The following is a 15,523-nucleotide window of genomic DNA, read 5'->3' on the forward strand; positions in this document are numbered from 1 at the left end:
GCGGCGCTGCTTTATGGTCGGCCAAACCCTGATCTCGTCTCTGAAAGCGCCCCCCCGCCATGACAGCGTTGACCGAATTTCGACGTCTCGAGGCGCAGGGAACTTGGAAGGAATCCCCGAGCGCAGCTGCGCGAGAGGTCATCGTCTCCATCGGCGAGGCGACGCTGATGCTGATGGACCCCAAGACCGACCGACCTCTGTCGCATTGGTCCCTGCCTGCGGTCGTGCGCCTGAACCCCGGCAAGCTGCCTGCCCGATACACCCCCACATCCGGCCCCCCCGATGAAACCGTCGAGATCGACGACCCGCTGATGGTTGACGGGATTGAGCGTGTCCAGACGGCCATCGCCCGCCACCGGGTCAAGCCGGGGCGCCTGCGCGGCGTGCTGACCGGTCTGGTGATGCTGGGGCTGGTGGCTGCCTTCATCATGTGGCTGCCCGATGCGCTGATCCGCCATGCCGTCCGCATCGCGCCGCCTGCCCAACTGCGCACCATCGGCAAGGCCGTTCTGGCCGATCTGGAGCAGGGCACCGGCCCGATCTGCCACCGCAATTCCGGCCAGCAGGTGCTGAACTGGATCACGCCGCGCCTTCTGAACCGGGATGCGCTGGTCCAGGTGGTGCCGGGGCCGCTGAATGGCGCGCTGCGCCTGCCGGGGCAGATGTATCTGCTGGGCAACGACCTCCTGGCCTCGACCACCGGGCCCGAGGCGGCGGCCGGACACCTGATCGCGGCCGAGATCGCGCAGGATGAACAACAGGTCACGCAGCAGGCCTTGGAATATGCGGGGGCCTTCGCGTCACTGCGCTTGATGACCTTGGGGACCCTGCCGCGCAATGCGCTGGCGGGATATGGGGAACAGCTGCTGGATCAACCGCTGCGGCGGCCCGACGCGGACACCCTGCCCGCTGCATTCGCGGAACACGACCTGTCGACAGAACCCTATGCCCGGTCCCTGGACCCGACCGGCGCGTCTGTCCTGTCGCTGATCGAACGCGACCCGATGCGCGACACCAATGGTGGCCGTCCCTTGCTGACCGACGAACAATGGCTGGCCCTGCAGCAGATCTGCGCAGGCTGACCGCTCAGACGAACTGTTCGCGCAACAGGCGTTCGTCCAGCCCGTGACCGCTGTCGAACATCAGCCGATGGCGGATGTCCGAGGCGCTGCGGATCTGGACTTGGGTGACATGGCGGAAGGACCGGCTGTCGGCATCGGCCATGACGGGGCGGCGTTCGGGGTTCATCACCTCGATCACGACTTCGGCGGCCTTGGGCAGCAGCGCGCCGCGCCAGCGACGGGGGCGAAAGGGGGCGATGGCGGTCAGGGCCAGAACCTCGGACCCGATGGGCAGAATGGGGCCATGCGCCGAATAGTTATAGGCGGTCGATCCGGCGGGCGTGCTGACCAGCGCGCCGTCGCAGACCAGCTCTTCCATCCGCATGCGGCCATCGACATGGATGCGCAGCTTGGCGGCCTGCGGGCCCTCGCGCAGCAGGCTGACCTCGTTGATGGCCAAGGCCTCGTGGCAGGTGCCGTTGGCGCAGGTGGCGCGCATCCGCAGAGGGTTGATCACCGCCTCCTCGGCGGCGGCCAGGCGTTCGGGCAGATCCTGGACGGCATAGCCGTTCATCAAGAAACCCACCGTCCCGCGGTTCATGCCATAGACCGGCATGTCGCGCCCCTGCATCGCGTGCAGCGTCTGCAGCATGAAGCCGTCCCCGCCCAGGGCCACCACGACCTCGGCCTGATCCAAGGGGGTATCGCCATATCGCGAGGTCAGTTCGGCATGGGCCTGTCGTGCCGCTCCGGCCTGGCTGGCGGTAAAATGAATGCGTGCCGTCATAAGCCGGTCGTTTCCCCCATGATGGCGTCCCCGAGATAGGCGCGCAGCATTGACCGCCACCGCGCGGATGACAAGCCCGCCCGGACGCCCCCTTGGGTCGCAAGGGCCACGCGGCGGGTCGTTTTGTCACTTTCCGCAATCAGGATGTTACGTTAGAAGGCCAGCATCCTCTGCCGCCCCAGCCATAAAAGGACGCGAGACCGATGAACGCCCCCACCCGCGACAACGGCTTTTTCACCGAAACCCTGGCCAGCCGTGACCCCGACATCGCCAAAACCATCACCCAGGAGCTGGGTCGTCAGCGCGACGAGATCGAGCTGATCGCCTCGGAAAACATCGTCAGCCGCGCCGTGATGGAGGCACAGGGATCGGTCCTGACCAACAAATACGCCGAAGGCTATCCGGGCAAGCGTTACTATGGCGGCTGCCAATATGTGGACATCGCCGAGAACCTGGCGATCGAACGCGCCAAGGCGCTGTTCGGCTGCGAATACGCGAACGTCCAGCCCAATTCGGGCAGCCAGATGAACCAGGCCGTCTTCCTGGCGCTGCTGCAGCCGGGCGACACCTTCATGGGTCTGGACCTGAATTCGGGCGGTCACCTGACCCACGGTTCGCCGGTCAACATGTCGGGCAAGTGGTTCAACGTGGTCAGCTATGGCGTGCGCCAGCAGGACCAGATGCTGGACATGGACGCGATCGCCGAAAGCGCCCGCCAGCACAAGCCCAAGCTGATCATCGCCGGCGGCACCGCCTACAGCCGGACCTGGGACTGGGCCGCCTTCCGCAAGATCGCGGATGAGGTGGGCGCCTATCTGATGGTGGACATGGCCCATATCGCGGGTCTGGTCGCGGGCGGTCAGCACCCCTCGCCCATCGGTCATGCGCATGTCGTCACCTCGACCACGCATAAATCCCTGCGCGGCCCGCGCGGCGGCCTGATCCTGACGAACGATGCCGACATCGCCAAGAAGGTCAACAGCGCCGTCTTCCCCGGCCTGCAGGGCGGCCCGCTGATGCATGTGATCGCCGCCAAGGCCGTGGCCTTCGGCGAGGCCCTGCGCCCCGAGTTCAAGACCTATGCGGCACAGGTCGTCAAGAACGCTCAGGCCATGGCGGATGAGCTGATGAAGGGCGGCATCGACATCGTATCGGGCGGCACCGACAACCACCTGTGCCTGGCTGACCTGCGTCCCAAGGGCGTGACCGGCAAGGCGACCGAGGCTGCCTTGGGCCGCGCGCACATCACCTGCAACAAGAACGGCGTCCCCTTCGACCCCGAAAAACCGTTCGTCACCTCGGGCATCCGTCTGGGTGCGCCTGCAGGCACCACGCGTGGTTTCGCCGAGGCCGAGTTCCGCCAGATCGCCCGCTGGATCGTCGAAGTCGTCGACGGCCTGGCCGCGCATGGCGAAGAGGGCAACACCGAAGTCGAAGCCAAGGTCCGTGCCGAAGTGGCCGAACTCTGCGCCCGCTTCCCCCTCTATGCCGGCATGTGATCAGCGCTGACTGCTGAAACAGGGACCCCCGTCGCGCAATCCGCGGCGGGGGTTTTCCATGGCGATCAGCGGATCCAGGACGGCTTGCGCTTGTCAAAGAAGGCGGCGATCCCTTCGGGTGCCTCGGTTCCCTCCCAGATGGCCACCAGCCGGTCGATGCTGTCCTCGATCACCGCATCGTCGATCCGCATGCCCAAGGCGCGGCATTGTGCCTTGGCGGCCGCGACAGCGCCTGGGGCGGCCTGCAGATAAGGGGCGATCTCGGCCTCGATCGCGGCGTCCAGGGCGTCGGCGGGGACGCAGCGGGCGGCAAGGTTCAGATCCACGGCCTCGGCCGCATCGAACAGACGCGCCGAAAAGAAGACCCGCCGCGCCCTGTCCTCGCCCATGCGGGCGATCACATAGGGGCCAATGGTGGCGGGGATCAGCCCCAGCTTCACCTCGGTCAGGCCGAACCGCGCGTTGTCGGCGACGATCGCCACATCGGCGACCGACATCATGCCGACACCGCCGCCGAAAGCATTGCCATGCACCCGCGCGATCAGCGGCTTGGGCAGCAGGTTCAGGGATTGCAGCATCCCGGCCAGAACCCGGGCGCCTTCGCGGCGTGTCCTGGCATCCGCCGTCATCTGCGCCTTCATCCAAGCCAGATCGCCCCCTGCGCAAAAACTGGCGCCCTCTGCCGCCAGAACGACGACGCGCACGGCAGGATCGGCGCCAAGGCTGGCGCAGGCTTCGGTGATGTCGTCCATCATCTGGCGCGACAGGGCGTTATGCTTGTCCGGGCGCGCCAAGGTGATGGTCGCAACGCCGCGGGCATCGGTTTCGATCCGGATCGTCTCAGGCATGGGTTCCCTCCCGCAGGGTGCGTGCGAATGCGGCCGCGCGGTCGATCACCGCCATGTCCAGCCCGTGATCAAATCCTTGCGCGGCAAGGTGGCGGGCCAATGCTTCGGTCGCAACATTGCCGGCCGCACCGGGCGCATAGGGGCAACCGCCCAGACCGCCCACCGCCGCATCGAAGACCCGCAGACCGCGCGCCAGGCTGGCATCGACATTCTGCAGCGCCCGTCCGGCCGTGTCGTGATAATGCCCCGCCAGCCGGTCTGCCGGCAATTCGTCCAGCACCGCACCCAACATGGCGTCGATGGTCTCGGGGCGGCCCTGCCCGATCGTGTCGCCCAGGCTGACCTCATAGCATCCCATGTTGCGCAGCGCCGCCACGACGCGGGCCACGTCGGCGGGCGCAGTGGGGCCGTCGAAGGGACAGTCGGTAACCACGCTGACATAGCCGCGCATCGGGACGCCGTCGGCCCGGGCCGCGTCGGCCACGGGCCGGAACCGATCCAGGCTGTCGGCGATCGATGCGTTCAGATTGGCGCGGCTGAACCCTTCCGAGGCGCTGGCAAAGATCGCAACCGCCGAGGCGCGGGCGTGATGCGCCGCCTGATATCCCTTCAGGTTCGGCGTCAGCGCGGCATAGCTGACCCCCGTCTTGCGCGCGATGCCCGCCATGACCTGCGCGGCATCGCCCATCTGCGGCACCCATTTGGGGCTGACGAAACTGGTCACCTCGATCCGGCGAAAGCCTGCCTGGGACAGCAGATCGACCAAGGCAATCTTGTCGGCGGTGGCGATCATGCGCTTTTCGTTCTGCAGCCCGTCGCGCGGGCCCATCTCGAAGATTTCGACGCGGGATGTCATTCGGGAACCTCGTCCAGCCTGATCAGCGCGGCGCCTGCCTCGACCTGATCGCCCTGGGCGGCCAGAACCTCGGCCACGGTGCCGTCGCGGCTGGCCAGCAGGCTGTGTTCCATCTTCATCGCCTCCAGCACGCAGAGCCTGTCGCCGGCGCGGACCTGCTGGCCCTGCGTGACATGGATGGCCTTGACCAGCCCCGGCATCGGCGACCGGGTCAGCCCGTCGCCCCCGTCATCGGCACCGGCCCGGTCCAGCGGATCGACAGGTTTCAGATGAACCGTCCCGCGCCCAAAGACGCTGACCCCGGCATCATGGTGGATGATCCGCTGGCGGCACAGATCGCCATCGACCCACCACCGGTCCCCCTGCCAGCGCACGTCATGGATGCGGTCGTCCAGCGTGACGCGGGCGTGGCCCGGACCCATCACCTCCAGCACGGCTTGGCCGCCATCCCATGCGATGGTCCGGCGTAGAGGCTGCCACAGCGTCATGCCGCCTTGGGTGTCGGGATCGGCCAGCCCGGCCAACCCGATCACCGCCAAGGCGACGGACGCGCCGTCGTCATCGCCCGGGGCCGTCAACGCGTCCAGATCGCGCCCGATCAGACCAGTATCGACCTGCCCCGCGCTGAACCCATCATGCCGGGTCAGGGCGATCAGGAAATCCAGGTTCGTGACCGAACCCGCGACATCGGTGTCGACCAAGGCCGATTCCAGCGACCGCAGCGCCACCGCGCGGGTCTGTCCCCAGGTGACGACCTTGGCGATCATCGGGTCGTACCACGGCGAGATCACGTCCCCCTGGCGCACCCCCGTCTCGATCCGGGCCGAGGCCGGAAAGCCCAGATGCGCCAAGCGGCCCGTGGCGGGCAGGAAACCCGCGGGCACATCTTCGGCGTAAAGACGGGCCTCGAAGGCGTGGCCGTTGATGGTCAGGTCTTGCTGCCGGGCGGGCAAGTCCTCGCCACTGGCGACGCGCAGTTGCCATTCGACCAGGTCGATGCCGGTGATCGCCTCGGTCACGGGATGTTCGACCTGCAGGCGGGTGTTCATCTCCATGAACCAGAAACGGTCAGGGCGCAGGCCGTCGCTGCCATCGACGATGAATTCGATGGTCCCGGCCCCGGAATAGCCGATCGCCTCGGCGGCGCGGACGGCCGCATCGCCCATCGCCTGGCGCATCTCGGCCGTCATGCCGGGGGCCGGGGCTTCCTCGATCACCTTTTGGTGGCGGCGCTGCAGCGAACAGTCGCGTTCGAACAGATGCACAGCGCGCTTGCCGTCGCCAAAGACCTGAACCTCGATATGGCGGGGTTGCAGGACGTATTTCTCGATCAGCACGTCGGGATTGCCAAAGGCCGTCCGCGCCTCGGAGCGAGCGGAGTCCAGCGCTTGGGCGAAATCGGCGGGGTCGTCAACACGGCGCATTCCCTTGCCGCCGCCGCCCGCCACCGCCTTGACCAGCACCGGATAGCCGATCTCATCCGCCATCCGCGCCAGGTGATCCGCTTCCTGATCGGCACCGTGATAGCCGGGCACCACGGGAACGCCCGCCTTTTCCATCAGCGCCTTGGCCGCATCCTTCAGCCCCATCGCCCGGATCGCATCCCCCGAGGGACCGATGAAGACCAGCCCCGCTGCCTGCACCTGATCGACGAAATCGGGGTTTTCCGACAGGAAGCCGTATCCCGGATGGATCGCCTGCGCCCCCGTCGCCATGGCCGCCGCGATGATGGCATCGCCGCGCAGATAGCTGTCGGCGGGGGCAGGTCCGCCCAGATGGACCGCCTGGTCGGCCATCTGTACGTGGCGCGCCGCGCGGTCGGCATCGGAAAAGACGGCGACCGTGGTCACGCCCATGCGGCGGCAGGTGTCGATCACGCGGCAGGCGATCTCTCCGCGGTTGGCGATCAGGATCTTGTCGAACATGGGCGACCTTTCGTGTCGATGGATGGCACCGGCGGCTGTGCGCACCTGGGCCCCGCGGAATACCTGGCGACGGATGACGGCATGGCGGGCCTACATCCGGAAGATGCCGAAGCGTGTTGGCTGGATCGGCGCATTCAGGCTGGCGCGCAGGGACAGGGCCAGCACCTCGCGCGATTTGCGCGGGTCGATGATCCCGTCATCCCAAAGCCGCGCCGAGGCATAGAGCGGGTGGGACTGGCGTTCGAACATCTCGACCGTGGGGCGTTTGAATTCGGCTTCGTCCTCGGCCGACCATGTGCCGCCTTTGCGCTCGATGCCGTCGCGGCGGACGGTGGCCAGAACGCCTGCGGCCTGTTCGCCGCCCATCACGCTGATGCGGCTGTTGGGCCAGGTCCACAGGAAGCGCGGCGAATAGGCGCGGCCCGACATGCCGTAATTGCCCGCGCCGAAGCTGCCGCCGACCAGCATGGTGATCTTGGGGACATTCGTTGTGGCAACGGCCGTGACCATCTTGGCGCCGTGGCGGGCGATGCCTTCGTTTTCGTATTTGCGACCGACCATGAAGCCGGTGATGTTCTGCAGGAACACCAGCGGGATGCCCCGCGCGCTGCACAGTTCGATGAAATGCGCCCCCTTCTGGGCGGCTTCGGAAAACAGCACGCCGTTATTGGCGACGATGCCGACCGGGCAGCCCTCGACATGGGCGAAGCCGGTGACCAGCGTTTCGCCGAACCGCGCCTTGAACTCGTCAAAGCGGCTGCCGTCGACGATGCGGGCGATGACCTCACGGATGTCATAGGGTGTGCGCAGGTCGGCGGGCACGACGCCGAACAATTCGTCGGGGTCATGGGCGGGCGCTTCGGGCGATTGCCACAGGACCGTCTCGGGGCGGCGGCGGTTCAGGTTGGCGACGGCGCGGCGGGCTTGGGCCAAAGCGTGGGCGTCATCCTCGGCCAGGTAATCGGCCACGCCCGACAGACGCGTATGCACGTCGCCGCCGCCCAGATCCTCGGAGGTCACGACCTCGCCGGTGGCGGCCTTGACCAAGGGTGGTCCTGCCAGAAAGATCGTGCCCTGAGCGCGCACGATGATAGTCACGTCGGACATAGCGGGCACATAGGCACCGCCCGCGGTGCAGGACCCCATCACCACGGCGATCTGCGGGATGCCCTTGGCGCTCATCCGGGCCTGGTTGAAGAAGATGCGCCCGAAATGGTCGCGGTCGGGAAAGACCTCGTCCTGGTTGGGCAGGTTCGCGCCACCGCTGTCGACCAGATAGACGCAGGGCAGTTCGCATTCCTCGGCGATTTCCTGAGCGCGCAGGTGCTTCTTGACCGTCATCGGGTAATAGGTGCCGCCCTTGACCGTCGCATCATTCGCCACGACCATCACGTCCTGACCATGCACGCGGCCGATCCCCGCGATGACGCCGGCACCCGGGGCCGCGCCGTCATACATGCCATGCGCCGCCGTCGCGCCGATCTCCAGAAACGGGCTGCCGGGGTCCAGCAGGTTCGCGACTCTTTCGCGCGGGGGCATCTTGCCGCGGCGGACATGGCGTTCGGTGGCCGCCGCACCCCCGCCCGCTGCGGCCTGGTCTGCGGCCTGGCGCACAATGTCCAGCAGGTCCAGATGCGCCTGCCGATTGGCACGGAACTGGTCGGATGAGGGCAAGGCCTGGCTGGTCAGCTTCATTGGGGAACCTCTGATTGGGGCCGGACGGTCATTCGACTTCTGCCAGCGCGCGCAGTTCGCGGCGCATGACCTTGCCGGTGACAGTCATCGGCAGGCTGTCCAGAAACGCGATCTCGCGCGGATAGGAATGGGCGGCGGATTGGCTGCGGGCATGGTCGCGCAGCTGATCGGCCATCGCGTCATCGGCGGCAAAGCCGGGGCGCAGGACGACATAGGCCTTGACGATCTGGGTACGCAGCGCGTCGGGCTTGCCGATGACGCCCACCTGGGCCACGGCGGGATGGCGCAGCAGGCAATCCTCGATCTCGGAGGGGCCGATGCGGTATCCGGCCGATGTGATCACATCGTCGTCGCGGCCCACGAAATGGATATGGCCGTCACGGATGACACCCTTGTCCCCCGTCACCATCCAGTCGCCGCGAAACTTCTCCGCCGTCGCCTCGGGGCGGTTCCAGTATCCCAGCATCATGCTGGCCGCCCCGCGACGGATGGCAATGTCGCCATCCTGCCCATCGGGCAAGAGGCCGCCTTGATCGTCGATCACCGCCACATCGCATCCCGGGACCGCCTTGCCGATCGCGCCGGGCTGGGCCTGGAACATCCGACCCGCCCCCGACGCGACCATGTTGCACTCGGTCTGGCCATAGAATTCGTTGATCTGCAGGCCGAAGGCGCCCTGCCCCCATTCCAGCATCGGTGCCCCAAGCGTTTCCCCGCCCGATGCGACGCTGCGCAGGCCGGGCAGATGGATATCGGCGGCCTTCAGCATCTTCAGTGCGGTCGGCGGAAAGAAGATGTTGCGGATCTGACAATCGTCGACCAGTCGGGCGACGGCGGCGGGATCGAATTTCGGCATCCGCGCCGCCACGACCGGCACGCCAAGCGCCAGCGCGGGCATGGCCACGTCAAACAGCCCGCCGATCCAGGCCCAATCGGCGGGCGTCCAGATGACGTCGCCGGGCTGGCCCAGCAGATCGTGGCTCATCTCGACGCCGGGCAGATGGCCGGTCAGCACGCGGTGGCCATGCAGCGCGCCCTTGGGCGCCCCCGTCGTCCCCGAGGTATAGATGATGACAGCCGGATCATCGGGTCCCGTCGGGCGTGACGAAAACGCCCCCGCGCCTGGCAGCCCGTCTTCTGGCACGATCACCCGCAGGTCGGGAAAGGCGCGCAGCATCTCGCGGCCTTCGACATCGGCGATGACCGTTCGGATGCCGGCGTCGTTCAGGCGCAGGGCCAGTGCATCGGGGCCGAACAGCTTGAACAGCGGGACCGAGATGGCGGCCGATTTCCAGGTCGCCAGATGCGCGGCGGCGGTCCAGGACGATTGCGTCCGCAAGACACCCACGCGTTCGCCCCGCGGCACGTCAAGCGCATGCGCCAGGCGGTTTGTCATCTCAAACAGCTTGCCGAATGTCACGGGGCGGGGGCTGCCGTCATGGTCGATGATGGCCACTGCGGCGGCGTCATGGGCCAGGCATTGATCGGCCATGTTCAGGCGGGCGGGCAGGTTCCAGCGGAAATCGCGGCGCAATGCGTCATGGTCGGTATGCGTCAACATCCGCATCTTATCGCCCTTCGGTCAGATAGGCGTCCAGCCACAGATATTGCCGCGCGGTCTGGGTCAGCATGCATTGCGTGCCGGCCGGACCCGCGCCGGTTCCGCCGCCCCAACGGCTACCCTCATAGGAACAGGCAGCGTCGCGATAGGCGATCCAGTCGCGCTGCATCTGGCGCAGCAGGGGCGCCTGTTCGGGCGCGGCGGATCCCAGATCGGCCATTTCGGCGTCGGCGGCCTTGGATTGCGCCATCAGCCTTTCATAGCTGTCGTTCAGCAGACCGTCCCAGTGGGACAGCTCCTCCGACAGGCAGAATGACATGCCGACCGTCGTGCTGCTACTTGGGCCTTCCATGCAGGCCTGCGCCGCCATGCCAATGCAGGACATCGGATCGGCATTGCCCGCCAGGCAGGTGTCCACGATCGCCAGATCTGCCGAGGGCATCGCGCTGTCCTGCGCCATGGCCGGACCCGTCATCGCAACCAGAACGGCCAGAACCATGCGCATCAAACCAGCCCCATCAGTTCGCGGCCGATCAGCATGCGGCGGATCTCACTGGTGCCGGCGCCGATCTCCATCAGCTTGGCGTCGCGGAACAGGCGACTGACCACGCTGTCGTTCAGGAAACCCGCGCCGCCCATGGCCTGCACCGCCTGATGCGCCTGCACCATCGCCTGTTCGCTGGCATAAAGCACCGCGCCCGCGGCGTCCTGACGGGTTACGGTCCCCTTGTCGCAGGCCCGCGCGACCTCATAGACATAGGCGCGGGCGGTGTTCAGCGCGACATACATGTCGGCGATCTTGCCCTGCATCAGCTGGAAAGACCCGATCGGCTGGCCGAACTGCTTGCGTTCGGTCACATAGGGCATGACCTGATCCAGGCAGGCCGCCATGATACCGGTGCCGATGCCGGAAAGAACCACGCGTTCGTAGTCCAGTCCCGACATCAGCACCCGAACGCCCCGGCCCTCCTCGCCCAGGACGTTCTCGAACGGGATCTCGACATTGTCGAAGATCAACTCGCCCGTATTCGAACCGCGCATCCCCAGCTTGTCGAAATGCGGACTGGTGGTGAAACCGGCCATGCCGCGTTCAACGATGAAGGCGGTGATGCCCTTGCTGCCCGCATCCGGGTCGGTCTTGGCATAGACGACCAGCGTGTGGGCATCGGGCGCGTTGGTGATCCAGTATTTGTTGCCGTTCAGCACATAGCGGTCGTTCTTCTTTTCCGCCCGCAGCTTCATGCCGACGACATCGCTGCCCGCGCCCTCCTCGGACATGGCCAGCGCACCGACATGTTCGCCGCTGCACAGCCTGGGCAAGTATTTCGCGCGCTGCTCGTCGGTGCCGTTCAGCTTGATCTGGTTCACGCAGAGGTTCGAATGCGCGCCATAGGACAGGCTGACGCTGGCGCTGGCCCGCGCGATCTCCTCGACCGCGATGACATGGGCCAGATAGCTCATGCCGGAACCGCCCCATTCCTCGGGGACGGTGACGCCAAGCAGACCCAGATCGCCCATCTCGGTCCAGATCTCGTTCGGGAAGGCGTTGTCGCGGTCGACCTGCGCGGCGATGGGGGCGATGCGGTCCTCTGCCCAACGATGCACCATCTCGCGCAGCGCGTTCACATCTTCGCCCAGATCGAATTCCATGCCCTTGTTGAACATCGCGATCCCCCCTCCCCGGTTATTGAACGCTTGTTCATTTCTTTTATCGCAGCGCCCCGCCCTGCGTCAAGACAGCCTGCGCCAAGGCGCGCGCTTGCGTCAATCGGGGTCTTGCCCCGCGCCGTCATGCGGGCCAGTAAACGGCCAGAACAATCAAAGCGGGGTCACCCATGCGCCTTTCCATCCTGCGCCACGCCCCGGCCCTTACCCAAGGCAGGCTGGCGGGTCGCCGCGACGTCCCGGCCGATTGCGGCGACCGGGACGCCTTGGCGCGGGTCAGGTCCCGGATCGGGGTGACCGATCACTTCATCTGCAGTCCCGCACTGCGCTGCCGCCAGACAGCCGACGCCTTGGGCCTGAGGCCCGACGCGACCGATCCGGCGCTGTGGGAACAGGATTTTGGCGCGTGGGAGGGTCTTCCCTATGCGGACCTGCCCGACCTTGGCCCGCTGACGACCGAACAGCTGGCCCATCACCGGCCCGAGGGCGGCGAGAGTTTTGCCGATCTTTGCGCCCGGATCACGCCCGCCTTGCGCGCCCTGACCCGTGACACACTGATCGTGGCCCATGCGGGCACGGTGCGGGCGGCATTGTCGCTGGTGGCGGGGAACGGGGCGCTGTCCTTTGCCGTCGCGCCGCTGTCGCTGACCATCCTGCACCGGCATGGCGATCAGTGGTCGGTCGAGGCCACGAACCTGCCAATCTTCGAAAGCTGACGCGATGGCATCTGTCGCCCTGATTGCCCTGATTCTTGATGCGCTGATCGGCTGGCCCGGATGGCTGTTCCGACGGATCGGCCACCCGGTGACCTGGCTGGGACGGCTGATCGGGGCGCTGGATGCGCAAATGAACCGGGGCGGCTGGCGACGGGCCAAGGGGGGCGTTGCAGTTCTGATTGTCATCGGCGCGGCGGTGTTGCCAACGCTGATCCTGCAGGCGGTGCTTGGCCCTTGGGCGGCGGCGGTGCTTGCCTGGCCCCTGGTGGCGGCGCGGTCGCTGGACGATCATCTGCGGGCGGTCGCGCGTCCCCTGCTGGCGCAGGACATCGCAGGCGCAAGGCGTGCGGTCGCAATGATCGTCGGGCGTGATGTCAGCCGCGCGGACGAGGCCGCCATCAGCCGCGCAGCCTTGGAAAGCTTGGCCGAGAATGCCAGCGACGGCGTGATCGCGCCCCTGTTCTGGGCCGCGGTGGCGGGCCTGCCGGGCATCGCCGCCTACAAGGCGATCAACACGCTGGATTCGATGATCGGCCACCGGACCCCTCGGCACGAAGCCTTCGGCAATGTGGCGGCGCGGCTGGATGACGTGGTGAACCTGATCCCGGCACGGCTGACGGCCCTGCTGATCGCGGGGGCGGCATGGTCCGGGGCGGCCCTGCGATGCGCGTGGCACGATGCATCGGGGCACCGCTCGCCGAATGCCGGCTGGCCCGAGGGCGCCATGGCGGGCGCCCTGGGCATCCGCCTCTCCGGCCCGCGCGTCTATGGCGACCGCATTGCGGCCGAGCGCTGGCTGAACGGCCCCGCCCCCGACCCGACGGCGCGCGACCTGCATCGCGGCATCACGCTTTATCGTCGGGCGGTGGTGCTGGCGGGGGTTCTTCTGGTCATAATGGCCGTGGCCTAAAGCGTGCGGACGCTGACCGTCTGCTGACGCAGTTCCGCCGTGCTGGTGGTGGTCAGGAAGGCCGCATCCGCCGCATCGCGTCCCACGGCGACGATCGCCATCGTATCGGCATGCGCCATGCCCGTCGGATCGACCAGATGCCAGGCGCCGTCCAGATAGACCTCGACCACGGCGTGGAAATCGGGCGGTGTCACCGAAGGCGCATAGACGCTGGCAAAGCGGGTCGGGATCTGACAGGCGCGGCACAGCGAGATCATCAGATGCGCGTAATCGCGGCACACCCCCTGACGGTCCAGGAAGGTATCCGCCGAGGTGGTGTCGGCATTGCTGGCGCCCGCGACATAGCTGAGATTTTCCTCGACCCAATCGCGCAATGCCGCGACCCTGGCGCCACCGGTCAGGCCGTCGAACCGGGTGTTGATGAAGTTGAAGAAGCGGTCCACCGGGCAATAGACCGACGGCAGCAGATAGCGCAGCGCGTCGCCGGACATGTCCTCGACCTCGACCTGCGACAGGGATGCCAGATCGGGGCGGGGGCGGGTGACCTCGACCGTGGCGGTATAGTTGCAATAGAGGCGGTCGCTGGCGCGCACGATCAGACGTTCGCCGATCCCCTCTTCGGCAGGGACGCGGGCGGTGCGTTCGGGGTTGCCCAGATCGATCGCACTTTGCACGATCTCTTGGCCGGTGGCGCCCGCGGCCTCGATCACCAGCAATGCCGTGCCGGGCTGCTGCAGCGCGTAATCAAGAAGAACGTCGATTTGCATCCGCATGGGCGGGCTCCTGTCAGAAAAATGGGGCAAGGGCGCGGGCATTCGAACCGGTGCCTGCGCAGTCAATCATGGTGAAGGGATAAGGTTCCCCGCGGCACCCTATCAGGCAAAGCCGACCGAGTTGGCGTCCAGCAGGATATCGACGTCAAAGGCCGCACCACCCATGGGCGATGCCCCGAATGTCAGCGCGCCGCCCATCTGCTGGGCATAGATCTGGCAGATCTGCATGCCCAGCCCGGCAGCGCTGTCGGGGTCGAAATCATCGGGCAGCCCGGGACCGTCATCCATGACGCGCAGCGTCAACCGGTCGTCCTGCGCAGACAGATCGACGGCGATCATCGTCCGGCGATCCTTGCCGCCATGCTTGATGGCATTGCCGATCAGTTCGGCCAGCAGCTGCCCGATGGCCGCCGCCTGCGACGGGTTGACCCGCAGGTCGCGAGGCAGCCGGTCGATGAAATCCACCTGCGCGTTCAACGCCTGCCCCAGGTCCTGCGTCAATGCCGCGGCATAATCGGCCAGCGTCACGAAACCCGATTCCGGGTCCAGATGCAGCTGTTCATGCACGCGCGACAGCGTGCTGATCCGGTTGGCCGCATCCCCGATCAGCGCGCCTGCATCGACATCGGCATGGATGCGGGCCTGCATCCGCAAAAGCGCGATCACCGCCGCAAAGCTGTTCTTGACCCGGTGATCGATCTCGCCCAGCAGGACCTTCTGGCGGGCAAGGGCTTTGTTCTTCAGCGCGACTTCGGCCTGCAACTGGGCGGCCTGCTCCTGCAGCAACTTGCGGGCCTCGACGATGTCGGTGACGTCGCGCGAACAGGCCAGGATACGCATCACGCGGCCATCGGGTGCGCGCACCGGCGACACCGTCACGTCCCACCAGCGCGGGGTGCCCTTGGCGGTGGGGCAGAATGCCTCGAACCGTCTGCTGCGGCCGTCGCGGGCCTCGTTCATGGCATGGGCCAGGGCGTCGTGACTGGCCTTGGGCCACATCACCGGCCATTCGGCCCCGGCGACGTCCGCGAAATTGTCGATCTCCATGGCGCACATGCCATTGCTGTTCATGAAGCTGAGCCGGCCATCCATCTCCAGCAGCTTGATGCAATCGGGGGAACTGTCCAGCACGGAAAGGGTGAACCCTTTTTCGGCGCCGTCCAGCACGTCCAATGCGGCAAGATTGTCATCAGGCAGGACCATGGAAGCGATGCGACCTTTCGGATC

General features: G+C 66.8%; 14 protein-coding genes. 4 read left to right on the forward strand and 10 right to left on the reverse strand.

What is annotated here, in order from left to right:
- Positions 1-59: 59 nt before the first annotated feature.
- Entirely contained in the window at positions 60-1,082 is a 1,023-nt protein-coding gene (locus DKT70_RS13390) for a hypothetical protein (RefSeq protein WP_111559619.1), read from the forward strand.
- Between the two features lie 4 nt (positions 1,083-1,086).
- Here the strand turns inward: DKT70_RS13390 and DKT70_RS13395 are convergent, their stop codons facing one another.
- The gene (locus DKT70_RS13395) at positions 1,087-1,848 is read right to left on the reverse strand and encodes an NAD kinase (protein WP_111559620.1); all 762 of its coding nucleotides are present in this window, start codon (positions 1,846-1,848) and stop codon (positions 1,087-1,089) included.
- A 203-nt stretch (positions 1,849-2,051) separates the two neighbouring features.
- Between DKT70_RS13395 and glyA the strand changes: the two genes are divergently transcribed.
- Positions 2,052-3,347: a serine hydroxymethyltransferase gene (gene glyA / locus DKT70_RS13400; protein ID WP_111559621.1), complete on the forward strand. Its 1,296-nt coding sequence runs from the start codon at positions 2,052-2,054 to the stop codon at positions 3,345-3,347.
- 65 nt (positions 3,348-3,412) lie between these two features.
- Here the strand turns inward: glyA and DKT70_RS13405 are convergent, their stop codons facing one another.
- The 7 genes from DKT70_RS13405 to DKT70_RS13435 all read right to left on the reverse strand — a co-directional run bounded on the left by DKT70_RS13405 (position 3,413) and on the right by DKT70_RS13435 (position 11,897).
- Positions 3,413-4,195, reverse strand: a complete 783-nt coding sequence (locus tag DKT70_RS13405; protein WP_111559622.1) for a crotonase/enoyl-CoA hydratase family protein — start codon at positions 4,193-4,195, stop codon at positions 3,413-3,415.
- Positions 4,188-5,051, reverse strand: a complete 864-nt coding sequence (locus tag DKT70_RS13410) for a hydroxymethylglutaryl-CoA lyase (protein ID WP_111559623.1) — start codon at positions 5,049-5,051, stop codon at positions 4,188-4,190. The genes DKT70_RS13405 and DKT70_RS13410 overlap by 8 nt, the downstream gene beginning before the upstream one ends.
- Positions 5,048-6,976: an acetyl/propionyl/methylcrotonyl-CoA carboxylase subunit alpha gene (locus DKT70_RS13415; protein WP_111559624.1), complete on the reverse strand. Its 1,929-nt coding sequence runs from the start codon at positions 6,974-6,976 to the stop codon at positions 5,048-5,050. Before DKT70_RS13415 ends, DKT70_RS13410 begins: the two co-directional genes overlap by 4 nt.
- A gap of 90 nt (positions 6,977-7,066) precedes the next feature.
- Positions 7,067-8,671: a carboxyl transferase domain-containing protein gene (locus DKT70_RS13420; RefSeq protein WP_111559625.1), complete on the reverse strand. Its 1,605-nt coding sequence runs from the start codon at positions 8,669-8,671 to the stop codon at positions 7,067-7,069.
- A gap of 28 nt (positions 8,672-8,699) precedes the next feature.
- Positions 8,700-10,232: an AMP-binding protein gene (locus DKT70_RS13425; RefSeq protein WP_111559647.1), complete on the reverse strand. Its 1,533-nt coding sequence runs from the start codon at positions 10,230-10,232 to the stop codon at positions 8,700-8,702.
- 7 nt (positions 10,233-10,239) lie between these two features.
- Positions 10,240-10,737 carry a lysozyme inhibitor LprI family protein gene (locus tag DKT70_RS13430; RefSeq protein ID WP_233490581.1) on the reverse strand — a complete coding sequence of 166 codons (498 nt, stop codon included), beginning with the start codon at positions 10,735-10,737 and terminating at the stop codon, positions 10,240-10,242.
- Positions 10,737-11,897, reverse strand: coding sequence for an isovaleryl-CoA dehydrogenase (locus tag DKT70_RS13435; RefSeq protein WP_111559626.1), 1,161 nt, complete (start codon positions 11,895-11,897; stop codon positions 10,737-10,739). Before DKT70_RS13435 ends, DKT70_RS13430 begins: the two co-directional genes overlap by 1 nt.
- Positions 11,898-12,067: 170 nt before the next feature.
- On the opposite strand from DKT70_RS13435, the gene DKT70_RS13440 reads away from it, so the two are divergent.
- A complete protein-coding gene (locus DKT70_RS13440; RefSeq protein ID WP_111559627.1) occupies positions 12,068-12,613 on the forward strand; it encodes a histidine phosphatase family protein in 546 nt (181 codons plus the stop codon).
- A 4-nt stretch (positions 12,614-12,617) separates the two neighbouring features.
- On the forward strand, positions 12,618-13,523 hold the full coding sequence (gene cbiB / locus DKT70_RS13445) for an adenosylcobinamide-phosphate synthase CbiB (RefSeq protein ID WP_111559628.1): 906 nt from the start codon (positions 12,618-12,620) through the stop codon (positions 13,521-13,523).
- Here cbiB and DKT70_RS13450 read toward each other — a convergent pair.
- Both DKT70_RS13450 and DKT70_RS13455 read right to left on the reverse strand, forming a co-directional pair.
- Positions 13,520-14,296 (reverse strand): transglutaminase-like domain-containing protein, encoded by a 777-nt coding sequence (locus DKT70_RS13450; RefSeq protein WP_111559629.1) that lies wholly within the window; start codon positions 14,294-14,296, stop codon positions 13,520-13,522. The genes cbiB and DKT70_RS13450 overlap by 4 nt on opposite strands.
- Positions 14,297-14,398: 102 nt before the next feature.
- Positions 14,399-15,499: a sensor histidine kinase gene (locus DKT70_RS13455; protein ID WP_111559630.1), complete on the reverse strand. Its 1,101-nt coding sequence runs from the start codon at positions 15,497-15,499 to the stop codon at positions 14,399-14,401.
- Positions 15,500-15,523 lie beyond the last annotated feature (24 nt).

The sequence above is a fragment of the Paracoccus sediminilitoris genome, assembly GCF_003259195.1.
In the GTDB taxonomy this organism is placed as follows: domain Bacteria; phylum Pseudomonadota; class Alphaproteobacteria; order Rhodobacterales; family Rhodobacteraceae; genus Paracoccus; species Paracoccus sediminilitoris.